General features: G+C 47.8%; 19 protein-coding genes. All 19 read left to right on the top strand.

Annotation, left to right across the window (positions count from 1 at the left end):
* The first annotated feature begins 13 nt into the window (after positions 1-13).
* Complete coding sequence (locus tag KVG29_RS01460; protein ID WP_252225942.1) at positions 14-1,303, top strand: bifunctional folylpolyglutamate synthase/dihydrofolate synthase; 1,290 nt, start codon at positions 14-16, stop codon at positions 1,301-1,303.
* A gap of 111 nt (positions 1,304-1,414) precedes the next feature.
* The gene (locus KVG29_RS01455) at positions 1,415-1,654 is read left to right on the top strand and encodes a hypothetical protein (RefSeq protein WP_252225940.1); all 240 of its coding nucleotides are present in this window, start codon (positions 1,415-1,417) and stop codon (positions 1,652-1,654) included.
* Between the two features lie 108 nt (positions 1,655-1,762).
* Positions 1,763-2,680, top strand: coding sequence for a YncE family protein (locus KVG29_RS01450; RefSeq protein ID WP_252225938.1), 918 nt, complete (start codon positions 1,763-1,765; stop codon positions 2,678-2,680).
* Between the two features lie 88 nt (positions 2,681-2,768).
* Complete coding sequence (locus tag KVG29_RS01445; protein ID WP_252225936.1) at positions 2,769-4,073, top strand: PHP domain-containing protein; 1,305 nt, start codon at positions 2,769-2,771, stop codon at positions 4,071-4,073.
* Between the two features lie 158 nt (positions 4,074-4,231).
* Positions 4,232-5,200: a putative sporulation protein YtxC gene (gene ytxC, locus KVG29_RS01440; protein ID WP_252225935.1), complete on the top strand. Its 969-nt coding sequence runs from the start codon at positions 4,232-4,234 to the stop codon at positions 5,198-5,200.
* Between the two features lie 417 nt (positions 5,201-5,617).
* Positions 5,618-7,528 (top strand): threonine--tRNA ligase, encoded by a 1,911-nt coding sequence (thrS, locus tag KVG29_RS01435; RefSeq protein ID WP_252225934.1) that lies wholly within the window; start codon positions 5,618-5,620, stop codon positions 7,526-7,528.
* Between the two features lie 286 nt (positions 7,529-7,814).
* Entirely contained in the window at positions 7,815-7,937 is a 123-nt protein-coding gene (locus tag KVG29_RS12350) for a hypothetical protein (RefSeq protein WP_276576335.1), read from the top strand.
* 14 nt (positions 7,938-7,951) lie between these two features.
* The gene (locus KVG29_RS01430) at positions 7,952-8,965 is read left to right on the top strand and encodes a LacI family DNA-binding transcriptional regulator (RefSeq protein ID WP_252225933.1); all 1,014 of its coding nucleotides are present in this window, start codon (positions 7,952-7,954) and stop codon (positions 8,963-8,965) included.
* A 201-nt stretch (positions 8,966-9,166) separates the two neighbouring features.
* On the top strand, positions 9,167-10,978 hold the full coding sequence (locus KVG29_RS01425) for an ABC transporter ATP-binding protein (protein WP_252225932.1): 1,812 nt from the start codon (positions 9,167-9,169) through the stop codon (positions 10,976-10,978).
* A gap of 6 nt (positions 10,979-10,984) precedes the next feature.
* Positions 10,985-12,769: an ABC transporter ATP-binding protein gene (locus tag KVG29_RS01420; RefSeq protein ID WP_252225931.1), complete on the top strand. Its 1,785-nt coding sequence runs from the start codon at positions 10,985-10,987 to the stop codon at positions 12,767-12,769.
* 258 nt (positions 12,770-13,027) lie between these two features.
* Entirely contained in the window at positions 13,028-13,459 is a 432-nt protein-coding gene (mraZ, locus tag KVG29_RS01415) for a division/cell wall cluster transcriptional repressor MraZ (RefSeq protein WP_252226197.1), read from the top strand.
* Between the two features lie 19 nt (positions 13,460-13,478).
* Positions 13,479-14,405 (top strand): 16S rRNA (cytosine(1402)-N(4))-methyltransferase RsmH, encoded by a 927-nt coding sequence (gene rsmH, locus KVG29_RS01410; protein WP_252225930.1) that lies wholly within the window; start codon positions 13,479-13,481, stop codon positions 14,403-14,405.
* 49 nt (positions 14,406-14,454) lie between these two features.
* Complete coding sequence (locus KVG29_RS01405) at positions 14,455-14,904, top strand: cell division protein FtsL (protein WP_252225929.1); 450 nt, start codon at positions 14,455-14,457, stop codon at positions 14,902-14,904.
* 28 nt (positions 14,905-14,932) lie between these two features.
* Positions 14,933-17,155, top strand: coding sequence for a stage V sporulation protein D (locus tag KVG29_RS01400; RefSeq protein WP_252225927.1), 2,223 nt, complete (start codon positions 14,933-14,935; stop codon positions 17,153-17,155).
* Between the two features lie 61 nt (positions 17,156-17,216).
* A complete protein-coding gene (locus KVG29_RS01395; RefSeq protein WP_252225926.1) occupies positions 17,217-18,671 on the top strand; it encodes a UDP-N-acetylmuramoyl-L-alanyl-D-glutamate--2,6-diaminopimelate ligase in 1,455 nt (484 codons plus the stop codon).
* Positions 18,671-20,068, top strand: coding sequence for a UDP-N-acetylmuramoyl-tripeptide--D-alanyl-D-alanine ligase (locus KVG29_RS01390; protein WP_252225924.1), 1,398 nt, complete (start codon positions 18,671-18,673; stop codon positions 20,066-20,068). Before KVG29_RS01395 ends, KVG29_RS01390 begins: the two co-directional genes overlap by 1 nt.
* Positions 20,056-21,045 carry a phospho-N-acetylmuramoyl-pentapeptide-transferase gene (gene mraY / locus KVG29_RS01385; RefSeq protein ID WP_252225923.1) on the top strand — a complete coding sequence of 330 codons (990 nt, stop codon included), beginning with the start codon at positions 20,056-20,058 and terminating at the stop codon, positions 21,043-21,045. The genes KVG29_RS01390 and mraY overlap by 13 nt, the downstream gene beginning before the upstream one ends.
* Before the next feature lie 259 nt (positions 21,046-21,304).
* On the top strand, positions 21,305-22,672 hold the full coding sequence (murD, locus tag KVG29_RS01380; RefSeq protein ID WP_252225921.1) for a UDP-N-acetylmuramoyl-L-alanine--D-glutamate ligase: 1,368 nt from the start codon (positions 21,305-21,307) through the stop codon (positions 22,670-22,672).
* Positions 22,669-23,778: a stage V sporulation protein E gene (spoVE, locus tag KVG29_RS01375; RefSeq protein WP_252225920.1), complete on the top strand. Its 1,110-nt coding sequence runs from the start codon at positions 22,669-22,671 to the stop codon at positions 23,776-23,778. Before murD ends, spoVE begins: the two co-directional genes overlap by 4 nt.
* Positions 23,779-23,869: the final 91 nt, after the last annotated feature.

Genomic DNA, 23,869 nt, shown 5'->3' with positions numbered 1-23,869 from the left:
AGGGGGATGTTGAATGAACTATGAAGAGGCGCTTAATTATATACACGGCACTTACAGGTTTGGCTCCAAGCTGGGGCTTGAGAACATAAAGGATTTGTTGCGGCGCCTGGGCAATCCCCATGAGCGGTTTGGCGTGGTGCACGTGGCCGGTACCAATGGGAAGGGCTCGGTCACTTCCATGTTGACCCATGTGCTGCACGAGGCCGGCTATAGGGTGGGGATGTTTATATCCCCATACCTTGAAAGGTTTACCGAGAGGATTCAGGTGGATTTAAAAGAGATTGAGCCTGACGAGCTGGCACGCATAACCGAGCGGGTTAAAGAAAAGGTAGAGGAGATGGTGAGCGAGGGAAAAAACCATCCAACCGAGTTTGAGATCGTGACCGCCATAGGTTTTGTTTACTTTGCCGAAAGGGAAGTGGACTGTGCGGTGGTGGAGGTGGGGTTGGGTGGCCGCCTGGATGCCACCAACGTGGTAAACCCCATCGTATCGGTTATAACCTCCATAAGCTATGACCACATGGACGTGCTGGGGGATACGCTGGAGAAGATTGCAGCTGAAAAGGCTGGCATCATAAAGCAGGGCAGGCCGGTGGTGACTTACCCTCAGCAGCCGGAGGCCATGGCCGTGATACAGAAGGTGGCGCATCAGCACAACGCTCCTCTGTTTGAGGTAAATAAAGACAGGATAGAGGTTCTTGTTTCCGAGGTGGGAAGGCAAATTTTCAATTATTCCTTTGACGGGGAGAGATTTTCGGGCGTCGTCATACGGTTGACGGGCCGCCACCAGATACTCAATGCTGCCACTGCCTTGACTGCTGTAGCTGCATTGAGAAAACAAGGCATCGCGATTCCCGATGATGCCGTGTATAGGGGTATGGAACGCGCATTTTGGCCGGGGCGCCTGGAGGTGCTAAGGCGCCAGCCCTATGTGATTTTGGACGGGGCTCATAATGAATCGGGTGCGGAGGCTTTGGCCTGTGCCATTAAGGAGTATTTTGAGGGAAAGCCTGTGACGCTGGTGATAGGCATGCTGAAGGACAAGGATGCCGATGCGATAGTGAAGCATCTTTGTCCTCTGGCTGAGTCGGTCATCGTGACCAGGCCTGACAGCCCTAGGGCCATGGATCCGGCTGAGCTGGCAAAGCGGGTACAGAAGTATTGCCAGGATGTGATGGTGGAGCCCGATATAGAAAAGGCGACTACCATGGGACTTAGCAGGGTGCGTCAGGATGGCGTGCTGCTATTTACAGGGTCGCTGTATTTGATAGGGAAGATCCGCGGTCTGTTAAAATCAGCTTAAGCCCTGTGTTGTTGCCAATTCGGGTAAAAGTTCCTTATTTTTAAGAAAATATGCGAATCTTCTTGGCCATGCCATCATAGATATTTACTGTAACAACTTGAAGGTTTAAAAATGAGAGCTGGTGGTATGGTGCAAAATGGTGACATTAAAAAGGATGAAAACGATGTATTGCTGGAGCTTGTGCACAGGGCATTGATACTCTGGAAGAAAGCCGAAGACTCTCATTTGGATCATGAAAAGGTGCGCTGGTTAAAAAGCATTTACGTTTATCTGCTGAAAGAGGCCAGGAGAAAAAGTGTGACTTTAAACGGCAGGCAATTGCTGGAGCGCATTTTATATCCCCGTATATGAAATCTTAAAATGTAGCGCTTAGCCCCTGTTGGTACCCTTTGCAGCAGGCGGTCATATAATGAAGTATCCGCTTGTTGTAGAGAAATTCCAATGGGGGTATTTGTTTTTATGATATGGCAGGGAAAGATTGCAGTTGCCAACAAAGTAGAGGATAGCATATCTTTTTTGAACCCTCACCTCAAGAGGGAAGAGTATCGCATCTATTTGGAACCAGGGACGGGACCATGTGCACTTGCCAAGATGAAGGGCGCCTCAACCCTGCTGATAGTCCAAGCTTATGATAATTCGCTGGCATGCCTTGACCTGGATAAAGGTGTTGTAGAAAAAATTCTGCCTGTTGGGTGCTGCCCAAGCTTTGTAGCTGTTTGTGACAAGACGCACACTGTTTACGTTACCAATGTGGATTCCGACTCGATTTCGATTGTACAAAACGGTAATGCTTTGAAGGTGGTCAGTCAAATACCAGTAGGGTCTATGCCCCAGGGAATTGACTGTCATCCTTACCTTCCTCTTTTGGCCATCGCCCATATTAACTCGCAGGACATATGGCTTGTGGAAACCGAAGGGTATACGATGGTGAAAAGGATGGTGATAGAAGATTATCCAATTCAGGTTAAGTTCAGCTCAAAAGGCAATATCCTTTATGTGGGGTGTTATTTCCATAACCACAGGTTGTTCAACAAGGTGTTGCTGGTTGACCTGGATAAAGATACGGTTTGCCATGAGATTGCCGTGGGATGCATGCCTCACAGGCTATTGGAGACCAGCGGTGGAGAGTTTTTACTTGTGGCCTCGTGTGAGGTGGGAAGGTTGGAAGTGGTGGAGCTGGCCTCCAGGTCGGTTGTGCACAGCATCGAGATAGGAGAGGTTGTAAAGGATATAGCACTGGATGAAGGAGAAAGATATGCGTATGTGACCGCTCCGAAAGAAGGACGAGTGTATGTGGTAGACTGGAGAGCGGGTAAGAAATTGGACGATATTCAGGTGGGAAGGGAACCCAGCGGAATTGTGTATCTGGGAGAATGAAACAAGTCTCGGGGAAATGTTGAAGTTGAATTGTCAGCCGCATGGTAGTATAATGCAAAGTGGATAATCTAGTTTGGGGGTATATATCATGGATGCTGAAACCATGCGGTATGTGGATCAGCTAAATGATGACGATGTAAGCGTTAGATTACAGTCTTTAAGAGCTTTGATGCAAAAAGTGCATGAGGGGAAAATAGAAAGGCCACGGCAGGGCGATGATGTCAACAATCACATACACACTACATATTCATTTTCGCCCTATTCTCCTACAAAGGCCATATGGATGGCTTACAGGGTAGGGCTGAAAACCGCCGGCATTATGGACCACGACTCGATAAGCGGGGCCAGGGAATTCATTGAAGCGGGGAGGATCGCAGGTATTGCAACTACGATAGGTGTCGAATGCCGTGCTGACTTTTCAAACACCCCTTTAAATGGCAGGAGGATCAACAACCCGGACCAGAAATCTATCGCTTATGTGGCCATACACGGTATTCCCCATACTCAGATCGATGCAGTGAGGAATTTTTTTGTGCCTTACGTCAAGGAGAGGAATAAGCGAAATGCCATGATGGTGGACAGAATCAATCAGATTTTCCAGCCGTTCGGCATTCGACTCAGCTTTGAACACGATGTTATGCCGTTATCAAAGAGCCATGAAGGGGGAAGTATAACCGAGCGCCACCTGTTGTATGCCCTGTCGCTTAAGTTGGTAGGTAAATTGGGGAAAGGTCAGACACTGGTTGACTTTTTGGTAAACGATTTAAAGCTGGAGGTCAACCCAAGAGTAGCGGGATACTTGCTGGATGCCGACAATCCGTTTTATGAATATGACTTGCTGGGGGCTTTGAAGAGCGATCTGGTACCGCGGTTTTACATTGACGCTACGCGGGAATGCCCTGACGTAAGGGAAGTGGTTGAGCTGACAAGGAGCATTGGGGCTATTTTGGCCTATGCATATTTAGGTGATGTGACCGATTCAGTCACCGGCGATAAGAGAAGCCAGAAGTTTGAAGACGATTATCTTGAACTGCTGTTTGAGGTGATAAGCCAGCTGGGCTTTAACGCGGTGACGTATATGCCTTCACGAAACACCATACAGCAGCTTAAAAGGGTAAAGGCGTTGTGCGAAAAATATGGATTTTTCCAGATAAGCGGTGAGGACATAAATTCTCCAAGGCAGTCCTTTGTGTGTACTCATTTGAGAAATGAGGAGTTTAGAAATCTTGTTGATGCCACATGGGCTCTGATCGGACACGAAAAGATGGCCACGCATGATATAAACAAGGGAATGTTTTCGCCAGATATTGTGTACAGGTACCCTGACCTTAATGAGAGGATTGAGATATATAAAAGGATTGGTCAGGGATTGGACAATGGGGACGGTCTGTAATCATAATAGTTGGGGGTTAAGATTGGGGACGAGCATTTTTAGAGTTCGTTCCCAATTTTTATTTTTAAATGTAAATGTCCTACTCTGTAACCAGTTAATACATCATGAGTTTAACGCGTTGTTGGGAATACTACTAATATGAATCAACTATTTAGTAAATGGCGCATATAATGTTTACCGAGAATCGGCGTGAAGCGGTTTATAAGCGAATTAGGTCAAGGGATTTAAATGAAGGGAGTGGTGTGATGCGCTTTTTTTCCATTGGCTTTGAGGGACGCAACCTTGGCCTTATGGATTCGGTTATAGAAAAGATGGAAGATATCAGGTTCCAGGGGTTTAAAATTGAAGAAAGAAAAGCAGGCGACCTGCTGTTTATAAATTATATGGTCAATGACTCCGACAGTTGTGAGTCATGGAGCGAGTTGAGAGATGCTCTCAAATACCGTATTGCCGATATCTTGTCGGATTTTATCGTGAATGACTTACAGCATATGATGATTGAGAGGATTATAGAAGACGAATATTTTTATTTTGAAAATGAGGACAGGGAGCAGATAAGGCAGGAAGTATTAAATGCTGTATTTGAAGGGAAAGAATACGAGAGCCTGTTTAACCAGTTGAGGGAGAAATGGCATGATCCGATAAGGCAGCGAATTTTGGAGCACCTGGATACGCACAACGAACTCATCGTAGAGGGTTTTATACGGTTTAGGCTAAAGGACTTCATGAAGGAATTGATAGAAACTGTGGATAAAATAGTAGAAGAACTGCTGGTGGAGAGGGAGTACAACGAGTTTATCAAGCTGCTCAGGTATTTTGTGGAGATCCAGGAACCAAAGGTAAGGGAGGTTCACGTGTTGGTGGACGATGACAGGAGATATATACTGCTGGATGACAGCATGAGGGTCATAAACAACGACATACTGAAGGAGCTGGCCAGGGAGATATCGGATACTGAGATGAGCTATGACGATTTGCTTATAAGCTCGCTCATAACCATTGCACCAAGCAAGATCACCATACACGGGTGTGATAAAATAAAGAATACCGAGCTTTTGAATACCATAAATAAGGTCTTCAGGGGTAAAGTGGTTATGAGCCACGAAGGGCTGTATCCACAGAATTGAAGGAACCACAGAATTGAAGGAAGGGGCAAGTCTTGACTTACGGGTGACGCTAGATTATAATAATTCCAAACCGACTTAAAGTTGATAGTTCACATGCAATGATGAGGAAGAGTAGGCTGGAAACCGGTGATAGAGAAGGGATGCCTGAGGCTGGAAGCATTCCGCACTAGGTCCAGTTGAAGACCACCCTTTGAGCATGGCGGTTGGCTCCGTTAACGGCCGATGGAGGTGGGTCCTGATTTTGGGACCAATAAGGGTGGAACCGCGGGTAGCCTCTCGTCCCTTGAAGGGATGGGAGGTTTTTTAATTGTTTACGTAAAGTAGCGTTGGTTTTGTGTGATTTTGACGTCGCAATGGGTTTAAATAAATACTTACAAAAAAATACTCACAATATTTATACGAAAGGATGAATGAGTTATGGTGAATGTGGTGCTGAAAGACGGCTCGGTAAGGCAGTATCCTGAAGGGACGGCCATAGCGGATATAGTAAACGATATAAGCAAGAAGCTGGCAAAATCGGCTGTGGCTGCTCAGGTGAACGGGCGCACTGTTGACCTGTCGGCAAAACTGCATGAGGACTGTCAGCTCAATATACTGACATTTGACGATGATGAGGGTAAAAAGGTTTTCTGGCACACCTCATCCCACATTATGGCGCAGGCTGTAAAAAGGCTGTTCCCGGATGCAAAGTTGGCTATTGGGCCTGCGATAGACAATGGCTTTTATTATGACTTCGATGTGGAAAGGCCTTTTTCCCCGGAGGACTTGCAGGCAATCGAAGAGGAGATGAACAGGATAGTCAGAGAGGATTTGCCCCTTGAGAGGTTTGTGCTGCCCAGGGAGCAGGCTGTTGAGTTCATGAAGGAGAGAGGCGAGCTCTATAAGGTGGAGCTCATTGGGGATATACCGGAGGGGGCCGAGATTTCGTTCTACAAACAGGGAGATTTCGTGGACCTGTGCAGTGGCCCGCATCTTCCCTCCACAGGTATGGTCAAGGCCATAAAGCTGCTCAGCGTGGCCGGTGCTTACTGGCGCGGCGATGAGAAAAACAAGATGCTGCAGCGGATATACGGCATATCGTTTCCCAAGAAGAGCCAGCTGGAGGAATACTTGCAGCGCCTGGAGGAGGCAAAGAAGAGGGACCACAGAAAGCTGGGTAAGGAGCTAGACCTCTTCAGCCTTCATGAGGAGGGGCCGGGGTTCCCGTTCTTCCATCCAAAGGGCATGATAATTCGCAATATACTGGAGGATTTCTGGAGGAAAGAACACTATAAGAGAGGGTATCAGGAGATAAAGACGCCTATAATATTAAACCGTGAGCTGTGGATCAGGTCGGGGCACTGGGACCATTATCGCGAAAACATGTATTTCACCAAGATTGACGGCGAGGATTATGCCATAAAGCCCATGAACTGTCCAGGCAGCATGATCCTGTACAAGCGCAAGATACACAGCTACAGGGACCTGCCCCTCAGAGTGGCCGAGCTGGGGCTTGTCCATCGGCATGAGCTGTCGGGCGTGCTGCACGGCCTGATGCGGGTACGCTGTTTCACGCAGGACGATGCCCATATATTTATGCTGCCCGAGCAGATAAAGGACGAGATCCTAGGCGTTATTGACCTGGTGGATTATTTCTACAGCATATTTGGGTTTAAGTATCATGTGGAGCTGTCCACTAGGCCAGAGAACTCGATGGGCTCGGATGAGGACTGGGAGCGGGCCACCAACGCGCTGAAGGAAGCGTTGGAGGCCAAGGGCCTGGAATACAAGATCAATGAGGGGGAAGGGGCTTTTTATGGACCCAAGATTGATTTTCATCTGGAAGACAGCATAGGCAGGACGTGGCAGTGCGGGACTATCCAGCTGGATTTCCAGATGCCCGAGAGGTTTGACCTGACCTATGTTGGTCCGGATGGTGAAAAGCACCGTCCAGTGATGATACACCGGGTGGTGTTTGGAAGCATTGAACGATTTATAGGTATCCTGATAGAGCACTTTGCGGGCGCTTTCCCCACATGGCTGGCGCCGGTACAGGTGCGCGTACTCACCATTACCGATAGGACCAATGCCTATGCAGAAGAGGTGGCTCAGAAGCTCAGGGATGCCGACATCAGGGTGGAGGCCGATCTGAGAAACGAGAAGATAGGATACAAGGTGAGAGAGGCTCAGCTGGAAAAGATTCCATATATGCTGGTGCTGGGCGATAAAGAGCAGGAAAATGGGACGGTGGCAGTACGGGCCCGAGGCAAGGGAGACCTTGGCGCTATGTCGCTTGATGAGTTCATGAATATGATATTGGAGGAAATTCGTACCAAATCTATAAATTGAAGCGCTTTCACGGACGCTTCAGCAGTTAAAAAGGCAGCTGATCTGCCTTTTTAACTTTTTTGGCTGGTTGTTATTGACAAATCAGTTTATATGCTTTAGAATTTATACGTATAAATAAACCAGGTTATGTTCGATACTCTATCGGACCAGGAGAGCATACTTCTTTAAAAATAGTGCATTTCAACCTATTTACGGCTCCATTTATACGTATAAATTAATGTCAAAGAATAATTTATACGTATAAGTGCATGAGGGGGCAATGGAGGAGGATTAATAGGACGAAAAAATGGATGATAAGTATTGGCTGGCAACGCGGTATCGGGAGTATAGCTGCAAAAGAAGGCGTAAATTTACATCATTTAGAAGGGAGGGAGAGCGCGTATTTACCATCTTGAGGAAGGTGGTCTAGTACGCAGGTAAAATATGAGGAAGAAAAAATCGGTTTCAAGCAAGGATGTAGCCAGGGAGGCCGGTGTTTCCCAGGCTACGGTGTCGTATATACTCAACAATGTAAAGGGAATAAAGATAAGGCCCGAGACCCGGCAGGCCGTGCTTGATGCCGTAAAAAAGCTTAATTATCACCCTGATCAGATCGCCAGGGGAATGAAGCTTAAAAGGTCGATGTCGGTGGGCGTGGTCACCGACAGAAATGTCACCAATTTCTATTTTATGAAAACCCTTGAGGGCATCAGAGATGGGCTTCAGGCCCACAACTATTCGGTAAGCCTCCTCTTTAACAAATATGAATCCATACAGGAAGCCGAGTTCATAAAATACTACAGCTCAAACAGGATAGACGGTATAATTTTTGCATTTGCCTCAATATCTGATGAAGATATAGAGTATATGGACAGCATGGGTATTCCTTATGTGATGGTTAATACCTATCCTTCAGGGAGAGACGTGGGTGAGGTATGTACCGATCACCTGAGCCATATTCAAGCTGTCATAGGGTATTTTAAATCCCAGGGAGTGAAAGATATAGCATATGCCGGGCCTGTTCCCCGGCGCACCAATGATAGAAGGCTGGAGACCTTTAAGGAAGCCATGGCTTTGCACGGCTATGAGGTGAAAGAGGAGCTTATAGTTTTGGGAGGGCATGATAACGGCGAGGTATGCCAGGCCATAATGAGGTTGCTTGAAGACAAAGGCTGCAGGCCTGATGCCATCCTTGCGGCTTCTCCGCGGTTTGGCATGCTGACTGTAAAGTCGTGTCACATGTTGGGCATAAGGATACCTCAGGATGTGAGGATTGTGGCCGTGGGTTCGTCCAACTTTTTTGAGCTCATCCACCCCACTCTCTCGTCTATTGAGCTTCCGCTTTATGACATGGGCTTAAAAGCGGCCGAGATGATTCTGGGAGCCATTGATAAGGGGGATATGGTTCCTACCACCACCGTCCTGCCTTCGGAATTCGTCATAAGGGAGTCGTCTTAAAAGCAATTTTCAGGCGGTTCTTAAAAAGTTTTCCCCAATACGGTTAAAAACATATAAGAGTCTTTCAGGGGAGAAGATACACGACAGTGCCAAACGTAGCAAGTTAAGACTTATAGAGAAGGCAAAGGCGTTAATGTTAGAAAGGAGGGAAGAGCGCATTCATCTCCATCTTGAAGGAGATGGAGTCTCCTGCGCTCGTATATGATGAAAACTACGCAGCTGCTGTGGGAGTTTATAAAGCAATTTAAGTGGAGGTATATAATAGGTATAATTGTCCTATTCGTCACGTCTTTTATATCGTCTATGATCCCCAAGATAATGGGGTATGTGACCGACAGCATCAACGACAGGATGCCGGCTTCGGTTACGAATAGGTATTTGCTCATTCTGGTAGCTGCAACCGTTGGCGCATTTGTGTTGAGGTTTACCTGGAGGTATTTCTTGGTTGGCAACAACAGATACCTTGAGTGTTATTTGAGGGAGAAGCTGTTTGCGCACATGCAAACCCTTCCGGCCTCCTTTTATGACAACAACAAGACGGGAGACCTTATAGCCTATGCCATAAACGATATACAGGCCATAAGGAGGGTTTTTGGTTTCGGCTTTACTTCAATCCTGGATGGCCTGGTGGTCAATACCATATCGATTATAATCATGGTGAGGACCATAAATCCGATATTGACATTGATGGCCATTGCACCGGCGCCCCTCATAGTGATGATCATATACCTTTTACGAAAGAAGATCAGGGAGAGGTTTGGGGCGGTACAAAAAGCTTTTGCTCAGATATCCGGCAAAGTCCAGGAGAACATATCGGGCATCAGGGTTATAAAAGCCTTTGCGCAGGAAGAGGAAGAGGTTCAGGATTTCTTAAGATACAACCAGGCCCGGGTTGATACCCAGATGAGCTTGACCAGGGTATCAGCCGTACTGGGGCCGGTAACCCAGCTGACCTTTGGGATAAGCACTGTGCTGTTTATCATATATGGCAGCGGCCTGGTGGCAAGAGGCGTGATATCCCTAGGTGACTATGTGGCCTTCAGCTCATATATAATGGTAATCATGGGGCCTATCGTAAGCATAGGCAGGGTTATAGAGGTATGGCAGAGGGGACTGGCGTCCATCCAGCGGCTTGACAGGATATTCTGCGAAAAGAGCGAAAAGGATGCAGAGAATGCACTGGCTGCTGTATCGCTTTTTGGATTAAACGACGAGGCAAGAGATGATTCAACAGAGATAGAGAGGTTGAAAGGCGATATCGTAATAAAGGATTTGACCTTTGCCTACCCGGGTACGGATAAAAAAGTTCTGCAGGATATCAATCTGGAAATCAGAGAAGGCGAAACTTTAGGCATACTGGGTAGGACCGGTAGCGGCAAAACCACGCTGGTCAATTTGCTATTGAGGCTATACGAGGTGGAGGATGGTCACATATTCATAGGAGGAAGGGATATAAACCGCATACCGCTAAAGGTATTGAGGGAAAACATAGGCTATGTACCCCAGGACAATTTCCTTTTCTCCACTACAATAAAGAACAACATTGAGTTTTTCAAGCCGATATATAGTGACCGCCAGATTGAACAGGCTGCCAAAATGGCGGGTATCTACGATGAGATAATGTCCTTTCCTGAAGGATTTGACACCATCGTGGGTGAACGGGGGGTAACCCTCTCGGGCGGCCAGAAGCAGAGGGTTTCAATAGCCAGAGCCATTATCAAAGACCCTTCTATACTTATACTTGATGACAGCCTTTCGGCTGTGGATACGAAGACCGAGCAGAAAATTTTGGAGAACCTTAGAAATGTGTTAAAGGGGCGGACGGGTATAGTGATATCTCACCGAGTTTCGGTTGTGAGGTACTGTGACCACATCATATTTATGGATGAGGGGCGGATCATCGAAAGGGGTACCCATGAAGAGCTGATGAGACTTAAGGGGGCTTATTACAACCTGTACAGGTCCCAAATAGAACAGGTTGAGGATAATCTGTTGTTACAGGGAAGGGGGTAAATTAAAATGGAGTACAGGATAGACAGCGAATACTCTTTGCGCAGGGATAAAAAGGCTTTGGTCATAAGGCTGCTTAAATATTTTAAGCCCTATTTACCGCTTTTGGCTTTAAATATACTGTTTGCGTTTTTGATAAACGGTGCCACCATCATAAAGCCGTATATCATAAAGTATGTGATAGACAACTATCTGGCTTTGAAGATATACGCTCCTGACGTCTTCATGCGCATGGGGCTGCTGTATTTGGCAGTTGTGCTGGCAGGATGCGGGCTCACCTATTCTCAGGCCTATATACTGACTTATATCGGACAAAAAATAATGTATGACATAAGAAACCAGCTTTTTACACATATACAGAACATGTCCATGAAATTTTTCGACAGGAACTCATCGGGCAGGATACTCACCAGGGTGACAAACGATGTGGAGGCTTTGAATGAGATATTCTCTGGGGTGCTAGTCAATTCCATAAGGGACATGATCATGATTTTGGGGATAATAGCCGCCATGTTTGCCATGGACGCCTCTCTTGCGCTGATCAGCATGTGCAGCATTCCTTTGATAGCGCTGGTTACTGTTATATATAGAAGGGCGGCGCGAAAGAACTTCATGAGGATGAAGGTGCTCATAGGCAGGATAAACGGGTTTTTGGCTGAGAACATATCCGGCATGAAGCAGGTGCGCATCTTTCACAGGGAAAAGGAAAAGCTGGAGGAGTTTCAGAAGTTGGATAAAGAGTATTTTGACACCAGCCTGAGGGAAGTAGTTTTAAACAGCCTGGGGAGACCAATCATAGAGGTTATAAACACCTTGATCATCGCACTGCTGATATGGTATGCCAGCGGCAGGATTACGGGTGGATACCTGGAGATAGGAGTCCTGTACGCCTTTATAACCTATATCAGGCAGTTTTTTGCGCCCATCAATGAGATTGCAGAATTCTATACATCCATACAGTCGGCTTTGATTTCGGCAGAGCGTATATTCGACGTGCTCGACACCCGAGAGTTTTTAGAGGATATGGAGAGAGGAAGACATGTCAAGCGTATCAGGGGAGAGGTTGAGTTTAAGAACGTGTGGTTTGCATACGACGATGAAAACTGGGTGCTAAAAGACGTCAGCTTTAAGATTGAACCGGGCGAGACGGTGGCTTTTGTAGGAGCCACTGGTTCAGGAAAATCTACAATCATAAACCTTATGGCAAGATTTTACGATATACAAAAAGGGAAAATATTGATCGATGGGGTGGACATACGGGAGTACAACTTGAAGGATTTGAGGCGGCAAATAGCGGTGGTAATGCAAGACGTATTTCTGTTTTCGGGTGATGTCAAATCCAATATACGCTTGAGAAACAGCTCAATAACCGATGAGGACATCGTGCGAACAGCCAGGCTGGTTTGCGCCGACAGATTTATCGAGTCCCTTCCTAATAAATATGATGAAGAGGTAAAGGAAAGGGGATGTACCTTCTCGGCTGGACAGAGGCAGCTAATATCCTTTGCCAGGGCAGTGGCTTTCAATCCTGCGGTGTTCGTGCTGGACGAGGCAACGGCAAATATCGATACCGAGACCGAGATGGCCATTCAGCAGGCCATGGCCAATATATCCGGTGGAAGGACCACCATCATCATAGCCCACAGGCTTTCCACCATAAGAAATGCCGATAAGATCATAGTGATTGACAAAGGCAGGATAAAGGAGATTGGCACCCATGATGAGCTGCTCAAAAAGGGAGGCCTGTACCGTCAGCTTTATGAGAAACAGCTTGTATATCAGTGTATTGCCTAGGTATGGCTGTGACAGGATAGCTGGATATGAGCATTTAAATGTTATGCGTTGGGATGGAAACCCTGCCTGGGTACTAACGAAGTAGTACATCAAGAGCAGGGTTTTTGTTTTGAAAAAATATACTATAGGACTCCGGGATTAAATTTTTATTTTTTTACTTATGACAGCAGGATTTTAAAAAGTTTTAGAGAAATAATTCATAAAAGTGGTTGAAAGTGGGGAGAAGTGGTGGGATAATAGGTTAAGGGGGTGGGGGGCTTGTTCATTGGGGAGTACCAGCACACCATAGACCCAAAAGGCCGGGTCATAATGCCAGCCAAGTTCAGAGAAGGTCTGGGAGAAAAATTCGTGTTGACCAAAGGGCTGGATCAATGCTTGTTTGTATACCCCAATGAGGAATGGGGCATTTTAGAAAAGAAGCTCCGTTCACTTCCCTTAACCAATAAGGATGCCCGCGCTTTTATACGCTTCTTTTTTGCGGGTGCGTGTGAGTGTGAGCTGGACAAGCAGGGTAGGATTCTCATTCCAGCCAATTTGAGAGAGTATGCCGGGCTAGAAAAAGATGTGGTTATAATAGGCGTATCTACCCGAGTGGAGATTTGGAGCAAAGACAGATGGGATGAGTATAATAGCGCTTCAAATCTCGACCATGAAGCAATTGTGGAGAGGATGGCGGAGCTTGGGATTTGATAGCCGGAGGAGTGGATAGATGGAGTTCAGTCATACGCCTGTCTTGCTTGATGAGGTGCTTAAACTTTTGGATTGCCATCCTGGACAGGTCATCGTGGATGGGACGGTCGGAGGCGGAGGCCATGCCTATGAGATACTGAAGCGGATAATTCCCGGTGGATTTTTGATCGGCATTGATAGAGACCCGAATGCATTGGAAGCGGCGCAGAAAAAGCTGGAGGAATTTGAAGGCTGTTTTAAACTGGTGCATGCCAATTTTGCCAATGTAAAAGAGGTGCTCAAAAGCCTTGGAATAGATGCTGTTGACGGGATGCTGTTGGACCTTGGCGTTTCATCCTATCAGCTGGAAGAGAGAGCTCGGGGCTTTACATATATGCAGGATGCGCCACTTGACATGAGAATGGACCCTACACAAACTTTCAGCGCTTACAATGTCGTCAATGAATATTCGCAGCAAGAGCTGGAACGTGTCATCAGGGAATACGGCGAGGAGCGGTGGGCCAAGCGCATAGCGGAGTTCATAGTAAGCAGTAGACCTATTGAGACTACGGGACAGCTGGTAGATGTCATAAAGAGGGCCATACCCGCTGCGGCCAGGCGCGAAGGCCCGCATCCTGCAAAGCGTACCTTTCAGGCCATACGCATAGAGGTAAACCAGGAACTTAATTTGCTTCCCAGGGCAATAGAAAGCGCGGTAGAAGTTCTAAAGCCAGGCGGACGGCTGTGTATCATATCCTTTCATTCGCTGGAGGACAGGATAGTAAAGCAGATGTTCCGCAGTTTGAGCAACCCATGTACATGCCCCCCTGATTCTCCCGTCTGCATCTGCGGTAGACGGCCTCTGGTGAAGTTGCTGACCAGCAAGCCAGTAACCCCTACCTCAAGGGAGGTCTCTGCCAATCCTCGTTCGCGCAGCGCTAAGGCGAGGTGCTGCCAAAAGTTATGAACCGCTACCAGGAATGAGGATACATAAAAGATAAGGAGGATGAATAAAATTGGTAGTAGCTCCAAAACGACAATATCAGGTAGAACAGCTATCTAAACCCCGAAGGGAAGTCAAACCAAAGGCAAAGGCTAAACCCAAGCCAAAGCTTGCCAGAAGGATAAAGCCTGTAATTTTGGTAGCGCTAGGATTCATGATGGCATTCCTGGTAGTTAGCCGGCATGCTACGATCGCAGAAAATCATCAGCAGATACTTGAGCTTGAGAAAAAGCTGGATCAAGCGCTTAAACAAAGTGAATTGCTGAAACTGGAGCTTGCGGCAAGCGAGGATTTGAGAAGGATAGAAGAAGTTGCCAAAAATCAGCTTCATATGGACTATCCTGACCAAACGCAGATACAATTTGTTGAGCTTCCCGAGGATGAGGGGCAACAGAAACAGACAGAAGTGGCAAAGCACCAGGAGACGGACATATGGGATTTTATTCTAAGATTGATCGACTGAGGGGTGAAGCAAGGGGGGTGGTAATTCCGTGGCATTACCAGGAGTTACCAACAGAAAGCGTTTGGTGGCTCTGTTGCTAGGATTTACTCTAATTTTTTTTGCCTTAACCATCAGGGTGGGATACATACAGTTGGTATGGGGAGTGGACCTTCAGAAGAAAGCGGCAGACCAGTGGACCCGTGATTTGGACGTTTTCCCAAGAAGAGGGGTCATTAAGGATAGAAATGGCAAGGTCCTGGCGCAGAGCGCTACTTCCGAGTCTATAGCGGCAAGGCCCAGCCAGATAAGCGATCCACAGAAGGTGACTTCTTTAATTGCGCCCATTCTAGGGCTGGACGAACAGGAGCTATATAAAAAGTTGACCAACACATCAAGTACATACGTGTGGATAAAGCGCCAGGTTGACAGGGAGACTGCTAACAAGATCCGTGCCCTGAATATCAAGGGCCTTGACTTCACCGAAGAGCCCAAGAGGTATTATCCCAACGGCAGCCTGGCTGCTCATGTTTTGGGGTTTACCATGAAATATGCAGAACCGGGGGAAGGATTAAAAGGCCAGGAGGGTATAGAGCTTTACTATGACAAGTATCTGAAAGGGTTTCCAGGCAAAATAGTAATGGAGACCGATGCTGCAGGTCGAGAAATGCCTTATAATGTAGACAGGTATATTCCGCCCATCGACGGGCTTAATTTGGTGCTCACCATCGACCAGGTTATACAGTATTTCACCGAGAGAGAGGTAAACAATGTAGTTGCCAAGTATAATCCCAAGAAGGTGTATGCCATCGTCATGGACCCCAATACGGGTGAAATACTTGCGATGGCAAACTGGCCGACTTTCGATCCCAATGACCCGCCGCGCGATGTGGGCGATTTCGAAGAGATGCAGCAGTACGTGAAGAACTTTGCGTGTAAGGACAACATCGATCCAGGGTCTACTTTCAAAATAATAACAGCTGCTGCGGCCCTTGAAGAGGGGGTTGTCAGCCTGAATAGCACCTTCAATTGTCCGGGGTATAAGATGGTGGACGGGCAGAGGATAAACTGCTGGCGGGCTGGTGGCCACGGCCACGAGACTTTCTCTAAAGCCGTACAGAATTCCTGTAACCCGGTATTTATGGAGCTGGCATTGAGGCTGGGCAAGGATAAGTTTTACCATTACCTGAACGAATTTGGGTTTGGCCAGCCCACGGGGATCGATGTACTTGGCGAAGAGAGAGGCATCATAATGCCAAAGGAGTCTGCAAAGAATGTTGACCTGGCTAGAATGGGGTTCGGGCAGGCCATTTCAGTTACGCCGATTCAGCTCATCACAGCGGTTTCGGCGGTCATAAACGGCGGCAACTTGATGAAGCCCTATATCGCCAAGGAGCTTCGCGAGGTGGTGGTCGATGAAAACGGCCAGGAAACCGAGCGGGTGGTCAAAACTGTTACTCCCCAAAAGGTGCGGCAGGTGATATCGCCTGAGACGTCAAAAATCATGAGAGAAGTGCTGGAAAGCGTTGTGACCGATGGAAGTGGAAGAAACGCATATATTCCTGGCTACAGGGTAGGAGGAAAGACCGGTACAGCGCAGAAATATGGACCGGGGGGCAAGATCATACCCAATAAGAATATATCGTCGTTTATCGGTTTTGCACCTGCTGACAATCCACGGGTGATCGTACTGTTTATGGTGGATGAACCACAGGCGCCAGTTACTTTTGGTAGCATTATCGCGGCGCCTTATGTGAAGAACATACTGGAGGATACTCTTAAGTATCTGGGCGTTGAGCCGGTGTTTGATGAGGAAACACAGGAAGATATGCAGCAGGTGGAAGTGCCGGACGTTATAGGAATGAGTTTGGAAGAGGCTGCCCAAGCCCTCAAAGAGGCAGGGCTGGAGTATTTGGCTGATGAGACAGGGACCGTTGTAAAAGACCAGATGCCCAAGCCGGGCGCAAAGGTTATCTCGGGGACTACCGTTTTGCTTTACACTGAGCGAGGGGCAGAGAGCCAGCCGGAGGAGCAGGCTGCACAGCCGCCTGCTGAGGGGATGGTAATCGTGCCCGATGTGCTGGGCAAATCGATTCGCGAGGCTAACCGGATCCTGGTTTCGGAAGGCCTGAGGCTTAGAATAGAAGGTTCAGGAATTGCGGTGGGGCAGGACCCGGCGCCTGGGACGCAGGTTGAACTCGGTACTGAAGTGACGGTACGGTTTGCACTGCCAACAGAAGGGCAGCAGAACGGTGTACGCCGAAATGGCGAATAATGTTACCATGATATGTAAATACTACTTTAAATAGGTAAAAGATGTATGGGAGGATGGCGAAATGTTGCTGAAGGAGCTGTTAAAAGAAATACAGGTTTCTCGCATAGAAGGCGATGTCGATAAACCAATAGATGCCATATATTACGATTCGCGCAGGGTTACGCCTGGATCTTTGTTCTTTTGCATTGAAGGTTTTCGATTCGACGGGCACGATTTTGCCGTTGAGGCAGTATCCAAAGGGGCACATGCCGTGGTGCTGCGCAAGGATGTCCCCCTGCCGCAGCATGTCACCAGGATATTTGTTGAGGATACGCGTATGGCCATGGCTTTGATGTCGCGAGCTTTTTACGGGTATCCCGCACGGGATATACCCATAATTGGAGTGACCGGTACCAACGGCAAGACTACGGTAACCTATTTGATAAAATCCATACTCGAGGAAGCAGGTAAAAAGGTAGGGCTTATCGGTACCATTGCAAACATGATAGGCTCTAAGATGCTCCCTGCTGAGAGGACCACGCCCGAGTCGATGGACCTGCAAAAGCTTTTCAAAGATATGCAGGATGAGGGCGTAGATGCCATTGTGATGGAGGTGTCTTCACATTCGTTGAGCCTTAAACGGGTGGCCGGCGTTGAATTTGAAGTCGGTGTATTTACAAATTTGACCCAGGACCATCTGGATTTCCACCATACCCTTGAAGAGTATCGTGAGGCCAAGGCAAAGCTGTTTTTGCAGAGCAGGCAGGCGGCCATAAACATCGATGATGAGACCGGACGGATGTTTGCAGAGAGAGTACAGGGACAGCTGTGGACATATGGAATAAGTAGAACAGCGCAGGTGTTTGCAAGGGACATAGAGATTACCTCCAGGGGCGTGTCGTTCCAGCTGTTTTTACCGGGCGAAAGCAGCATGGTAAGCTTAAATATCCCCGGGCTTTTCAGCGTGTACAATGCCCTGGCTGCTGCAACGGCATGCCATGCGCTGGGAGTGCCCGTTCGACACATAAAAGCCGGTCTTGAAAAGGTAAAGGGTGTCCCGGGGCGGTTTGAGCTTTTAAACACCGGCACTGAGTATTCTGTGATAATAGACTATGCTCATACGCCTGACGGGCTGGAAAACGTGCTTAAGACAGCACGGGACTTCACAAAAGGACGGGTCATTACGGTGTTTGGCTGCGGTGGCGACCGCGACCCTTCAAAGCGGCCCATAATGGGAGAGGTGGCGGGGAAGTATTCCGACTTTTGCGTCATTACCTCTGATAACCCGCGCAACGAGGACCCCATGGCCATCATTCAGCAGATCATACCCGGCATCGAGAATACCACCTGTCCCTATGTGGTCATCGAGGACCGCAGGGAGGCCATTGCCTATGCCTTAAACCACGGCAGGGCAGGGGATGTGATTATCCTTGCCGGCAAAGGCCATGAGACCTACCAGATATTGAAGAATAACCAGGTAATTCCCTTTGATGAAAGGGAAGTCGTTGCTGAGCTGCTGGGAAAGGAGAAGGTTTGATGGAACCCATATCGATGCAAGAGGTGCTGGAGGCTACAAACGGAACGCTGATCAAAGGACAGGCAAAGGGTTTAATAGCGGGAGTAAGTACCGACAGCAGGACGATAAAGCAGGGGGAGCTGTTTGTATCTCTGATTGGCGACAGGTTTGATGGCCACGACTTTATCCCTCAGGCGGCAGAAAAAGGTGCGAAGGCTGTTCTTGTCCAGCATATGTTGGATCAGCTTCCCGAGGGTATGAGTGTGATTAAAGTTGATAATACCCTTGCCGCTCTCCAGCGCCTTGCCGGCTATTATCGAAAGAAATTCAATATCCCTGTAGTGGCGGTGACAGGCAGTACGGGTAAGACCACCACCAAAGACATGATACACTGCGTGCTTTCGGCGCGTTACAATGTTCTCAAAACCGAAGGTAACCTCAACAATGAAATTGGCCTGCCACTGACATTGTTTAGGATACAACGCCATCATGAAATAGCGGTAGTGGAGATGGGCATGAGCGGGTTTGGGGAAATCCATCGAATGGCTGAAGCGGCCCTTCCCTGTGTGGGAGTGATTACCAACATAGGCGTTTCCCATATAGAAAAGCTGGGCAGCAGGGAAAACATACTCAAGGCAAAGCTGGAAATTTTCGATTATTTCCCCGGAAATGGGATTGCCGTATTGAACGGCGATGATGACATGCTGTGGGGAGTGAAAGAACGCTTCAGCTTTGGAATTAGATATTTTGGCACGCGCCAGGGCGTAGATTTCAGAGCTGTGGACATAAGTACGGGACAGCCGGGCATCAAGTTTAAATTGATAAGCGATAATGAAGAGCATCCATTTGAGCTTTCGCTGCCCGGAAGGCACAACGTGTATAACAGCCTGGCGGCCATTGCTGTGGGACGGCTTTTTGGGATAAGCTTTCAGGAGATGAGGGAGGCTCTAAGGGATTTTAAAACGGGCAACATGCGGCTCAATATTTTTGAGACGCGGGAAGGCGTTGTGGTGATTGATGATGTGTACAATGCCAGCCCTGATTCCATGAAAGCCGCTCTTTCAGTCTTGAGGGACATGCCGGCTGCGCGCAGGATTGCTGTGCTGGGGGATATGCTGGAATTGGGAGATTATGCCGAAGAAGGACACCGTCAGGTGGGCAGGGCGGTGGTGGAAAATAAAGTCGATTTGCTCATCACCCGCGGTCAGAACAGCCGCTGGATAGGCATGGAAGCACAGGCGGCGGGTATGCCGCCCTCAAGCATATATCATTGCGAGTGTAATAAAGATGTAATAAACTTGTTAAGCACAATTGTCCATAGCGGTGATACAATATTAGTGAAAGGGTCACGGGGGATGAGGATGGAAGAAGTGGTGTCCCATCTCTTAAAAGGGGGTTATAAACCTTGGAATCACTGATATACGCGGTAATAATATCGTTTGTGCTTTCGCTTGCGATAGGAGTAGTTGCCATACCCATGCTCAGGAGGCTCAAGTTTGGTCAACACGTGCGCCATGAAGGTCCACAAACTCACCTGCAAAAAGCCGGCACCCCTACCATGGGAGGGATAATATTTTTAATACCGATTTGCGTGGCATCGCTCATGTTGGCCAGGGGCAGCCTGGATTTTCTGTTGGCAGCTCTATTGGTGATGCTGGGGTTTGGGCTTATAGGGTTTGTGGATGACTATATCAAGATAGCCAGGCGCAGATCGCTGGGGCTTAAGGCTTATCAGAAGCTGCTGGCACAGATCACCATCGGAGTCGTGTTTTCTTATTATGCCTATACTCATCTGGGCAGCACCGTGACCATCCCTTTTTTTAAGTCGGAATGGGACCTGGGCATTATGTACATCCCGTTGATGACATTTGTAATAGTCGGTACTGTGAACAGCCTAAATTTGAATGATGGGCTGGACGGCCTGGCCTCAGGAGTTACTCTTATAGTGGCAGCCACATTCAGCATTTTGGCGGCATACCTGGCATCCTCTATGCGGCAGGAAGGCCTGGAGTATTTGGCGGTAAACTACGGCAACCTTATGGTGTTTGCTGGAGCTGTAACAGGGGGATGTCTTGGCTTTTTGCGGTTCAACGCCTACCCTGCACAGGTCTTTATGGGGGATACCGGTTCAATGGGGCTGGGTGGAGCGGTTGTGGCTCTGGCGGTTTTGCTTAAGCTGCCGCTGTTTTTGCCCATAATCGGCGGCATATATATGGCAGAAGCGTTATCGGTTATAATACAGGTGGCGTCGTATAAGTTGACCGGAAAGAGGGTATTTCGCATGAGCCCGCTTCATCACCATTTTGAGCTTACCGGCATGAGCGAGCCCAAGGTGGTCACCATGTTCATGATAGCAACCACTGTGCTATGCCTCATTGGTTTGCTGGCCATATGAGGGGAAAGCGAGCATTATCTGCTGCTTTTCGTTTTGTAGATTATGAAAAGAGGTAAACCCTAGAAAAAACGCTGAGAAAGGCTGAAGAATTCTCAATAGATTACTGGATAGAGTGTGTTTTATCAGAAATACGCAAGAAAACTCCATCTTTTGCAAGATGCATACTTCTCATGAAGCCACCACCTCTATAGGTGGTTGGCAGTTCACATTGGTGTAAGTTAGAGAACCAGCAAAATCAGCAATTGTACGGGAGGATAGTATGACGTACCAGGGGAAGACTGTTCTTGTAGTAGGCCTTGCGCGAAGCGGTATTGCTGCTATCAGAGCATTGAAGAGCCTGGGTGCAAAGGTTATAGCAAATGACATAAAGACGCGGCAGCAGCTGGGCGATTCTATATCAGAGCTTGAGTCGCTTGATGTGGAATTTTATCTAGGCGATACGCCCGATGGCTTGGTTGATAAGGTCGACTTGATGGTTATAAGCCCTTCTGTGCCCATTGACTCGACGTTTATTCAAAAGGCGCAACGTCTAGGGCGAGAGGTCATAAGCGAACTAGAGCTGGCCTACAGGCTGTGCAGGGCGCCTATTGTCGCTATTACCGGTACCAATGGTAAGACCACTACTGTAACCCTGACGGGGGAGATATTGAAAAAAGCCGGGTTTAATGCATACGTAGTAGGCAATATTGGCGTGCCGTTTGTCAGCAAGGCTTTGGAAATGGATGAAGATGATATAGCGGTGGTGGAAGTAAGCAGCTTTCAGCTGGAGGCGATACATAACTTTCATCCTCGAGTAGCCGCCATTCTCAACATTACTCAAGACCACCTCAATCGCCATAAGACCATGGAAAATTACATAGCGGCCAAGGCCAGGATTTTTGAAAATTGCTCCTCTGATGACTGGGTGGTTTTAAATGCAGATAATGAAGCGACAGCAAGGCTGGCAGCGCAGGCCCAGGGCCGGGTGCTGTTTTTTAGCCGCTTAAAACCTCTGTACAGGGGTGCATGGGTAGAAGATGGCACGGTGATGCTGGATATAGGGCATGGAAAAGAAGCCGTATGCGGCGTGCAAGACATATTCATACCGGGAGCACATAATCTGGAAAACGCTTTGGCTGCATCTTTAATGGCCAGGGTAATGGGGGCAACGGCAGAAGACATTGCTGTTACTTTGAAGACCTTTAAAGGAGTAGAGCACCGCATCGAGTATGTGGACACCATTGGCGGGGTCAAATTTTATAACGACTCAAAGGGTACCAATCCCGATGCTTCTATAAAAGCCATACAGGCCATGAGAGGCCCTACCGTCCTCATTGCGGGTGGAATGGATAAGGGCAGCAGCTTTGATGAGTTCATAGATGCCTTTGGTGAAACCGTCACCCATATGGTGGTGCTGGGAGAAACGGCAGATAAGTTGATCAAGGCCGCAAAAGAAAAGGGATTTGACAGGGTATACCGTGTAGGAAGCGTAGAAGAGAGCGTAAGAAAGGCTTTTAGCCTGGCTTCCCCGGGCTATAACGTGCTGTTTTCTCCGGCCTGTGCTAGTTGGGATATGTTTAGGGATTATGAGGAAAGGGGTAGAGTCTTTAAGAGCGCTGTCAGGGCTCTTAAGGGGGAAGTTGAATGACCAAAAAGCCCAAGAAGGTAAAAAAACCGTTTGATTATCCCATTCTGCTTACCATTATAATACTGGTTGCCTTTGGTACCATCATGGTATTCAGCGCCAGCTTTTACTACGCTCAAATGAGGTGGGGGGATAAATATTACTTTTTTAAACGCCAGTGCCTGTGGGCGGTTGTTGGCTTTGTGGCCATGGCGTTTACGGCAAACTTGGATTACTGGAGGCTTAAAAAGTTTTCAAAGCTGTTGCTGGTACTGAGCATAGCGCTTTTGGTTGCTGTGCTCCTTGTGGGCATTGAACGGAATAACGCAAAACGATGGCTGAATATAGGTGGCTTGAGCGTTCAACCTTCAGAGATCGCCAAATTTGCCCTTGTGCTGTTTTTGGCCGACAACATGTCTCAAAGGAAAGACAAGATGAAGTACTTTTTCAAAGGGATAATACCCTATTTTCTAGTAACGGGCATACTGTTCGGGCTTATAATGATGCAACCCAATATGAGTACGGCAGGCAGCCTGGTGCTGCTTGTAATGGTGATGCTTTTTGTGGCGGGTGCCAGGCTGTGGCATCTAGGTTTGTTGGTGGCTGGAGGTGCTGCGGCGGCTGCTGCCCTTATAATGGCGGCTGAATATCGCATGGACAGGTGGATAGCATTTTGGGACCCATGGAAGGACCCTTTGGAAACGGGATATCAGATAATACAGTCGCTGTATTCTTTGGGAGCAGGTGGCTTGTTTGGAATGGGGCTTGGCGAGAGCAGGCAGAAGTATCTGTACATACCCTATCCGGAAACCGACTTCATATTTGCCATAATCGGTGAGGAGCTGGGATTTGTTGGATGCACACTGCTCATACTGCTGTTCGTTATCCTCATATGGAGGGGTTTGAAGATAGCAATTACGGCCCCTGACCTCTTTGGATGTCTGCTGGCAGCCGGGATCATTGGCATGATAGGCATTCAGGCCGTTATAAATATAGCGGTGGTAACCGCCTCCATGCCACCTACTGGTTTGCCACTTCCATTTATAAGCTTTGGAGGTTCTTCACTGGCCATTTTCATGGCCAGCATAGGAGTGCTACTCAATATATCAAAATACGCTAAAGCGAGTTAGCTTGCCTGGCCACTGTGTCACACCTCTTTTTGAGACTGCATATCATGGTGTTGTGAAGAGTTGAGAAATACTAAAATATTGAGCACGATAT

The sequence above is a fragment of the Caldicoprobacter algeriensis genome, assembly GCF_023838525.1.
GTDB lineage: Bacteria > Bacillota > Clostridia > Caldicoprobacterales > Caldicoprobacteraceae > Caldicoprobacter > Caldicoprobacter algeriensis.
The sequence above is the reverse complement of the archived record's forward strand: the minus strand, read 5'-3'. Positions and strand labels throughout refer to the sequence as shown.

What these genes read in the sequence shown, in the direction of transcription:
- thrS (WP_252225934.1), top strand. Translation starts at nt 5,618, where the DNA reads ATGGTGAATGTGGTGCTGAAAGACGGCTCGGTAAGGCAGTATCCTGAA.
- KVG29_RS01445 (WP_252225936.1), top strand. Translation starts at nt 2,769, where the DNA reads ATGGATGCTGAAACCATGCGGTATGTGGATCAGCTAAATGATGACGAT.
- murD (WP_252225921.1), top strand. Translation starts at nt 21,305, where the DNA reads ATGACGTACCAGGGGAAGACTGTTCTTGTAGTAGGCCTTGCGCGAAGC.
- KVG29_RS01455 (WP_252225940.1), top strand. Translation starts at nt 1,415, where the DNA reads ATGAGAGCTGGTGGTATGGTGCAAAATGGTGACATTAAAAAGGATGAA.
- KVG29_RS12350 (WP_276576335.1), top strand. Translation starts at nt 7,815, where the DNA reads ATGGATGATAAGTATTGGCTGGCAACGCGGTATCGGGAGTATAGCTGC.
- KVG29_RS01450 (WP_252225938.1), top strand. Translation starts at nt 1,763, where the DNA reads ATGATATGGCAGGGAAAGATTGCAGTTGCCAACAAAGTAGAGGATAGC.
- rsmH (WP_252225930.1), top strand. Translation starts at nt 13,479, where the DNA reads ATGGAGTTCAGTCATACGCCTGTCTTGCTTGATGAGGTGCTTAAACTT.
- KVG29_RS01425 (WP_252225932.1), top strand. Translation starts at nt 9,167, where the DNA reads ATGATGAAAACTACGCAGCTGCTGTGGGAGTTTATAAAGCAATTTAAG.
- KVG29_RS01430 (WP_252225933.1), top strand. Translation starts at nt 7,952, where the DNA reads ATGAGGAAGAAAAAATCGGTTTCAAGCAAGGATGTAGCCAGGGAGGCC.
- ytxC (WP_252225935.1), top strand. Translation starts at nt 4,232, where the DNA reads ATGGCGCATATAATGTTTACCGAGAATCGGCGTGAAGCGGTTTATAAG.
- KVG29_RS01390 (WP_252225924.1), top strand. Translation starts at nt 18,671, where the DNA reads ATGGAACCCATATCGATGCAAGAGGTGCTGGAGGCTACAAACGGAACG.
- KVG29_RS01395 (WP_252225926.1), top strand. Translation starts at nt 17,217, where the DNA reads ATGTTGCTGAAGGAGCTGTTAAAAGAAATACAGGTTTCTCGCATAGAA.
- KVG29_RS01460 (WP_252225942.1), top strand. Translation starts at nt 14, where the DNA reads ATGAACTATGAAGAGGCGCTTAATTATATACACGGCACTTACAGGTTT.
- KVG29_RS01420 (WP_252225931.1), top strand. Translation starts at nt 10,985, where the DNA reads ATGGAGTACAGGATAGACAGCGAATACTCTTTGCGCAGGGATAAAAAG.
- spoVE (WP_252225920.1), top strand. Translation starts at nt 22,669, where the DNA reads ATGACCAAAAAGCCCAAGAAGGTAAAAAAACCGTTTGATTATCCCATT.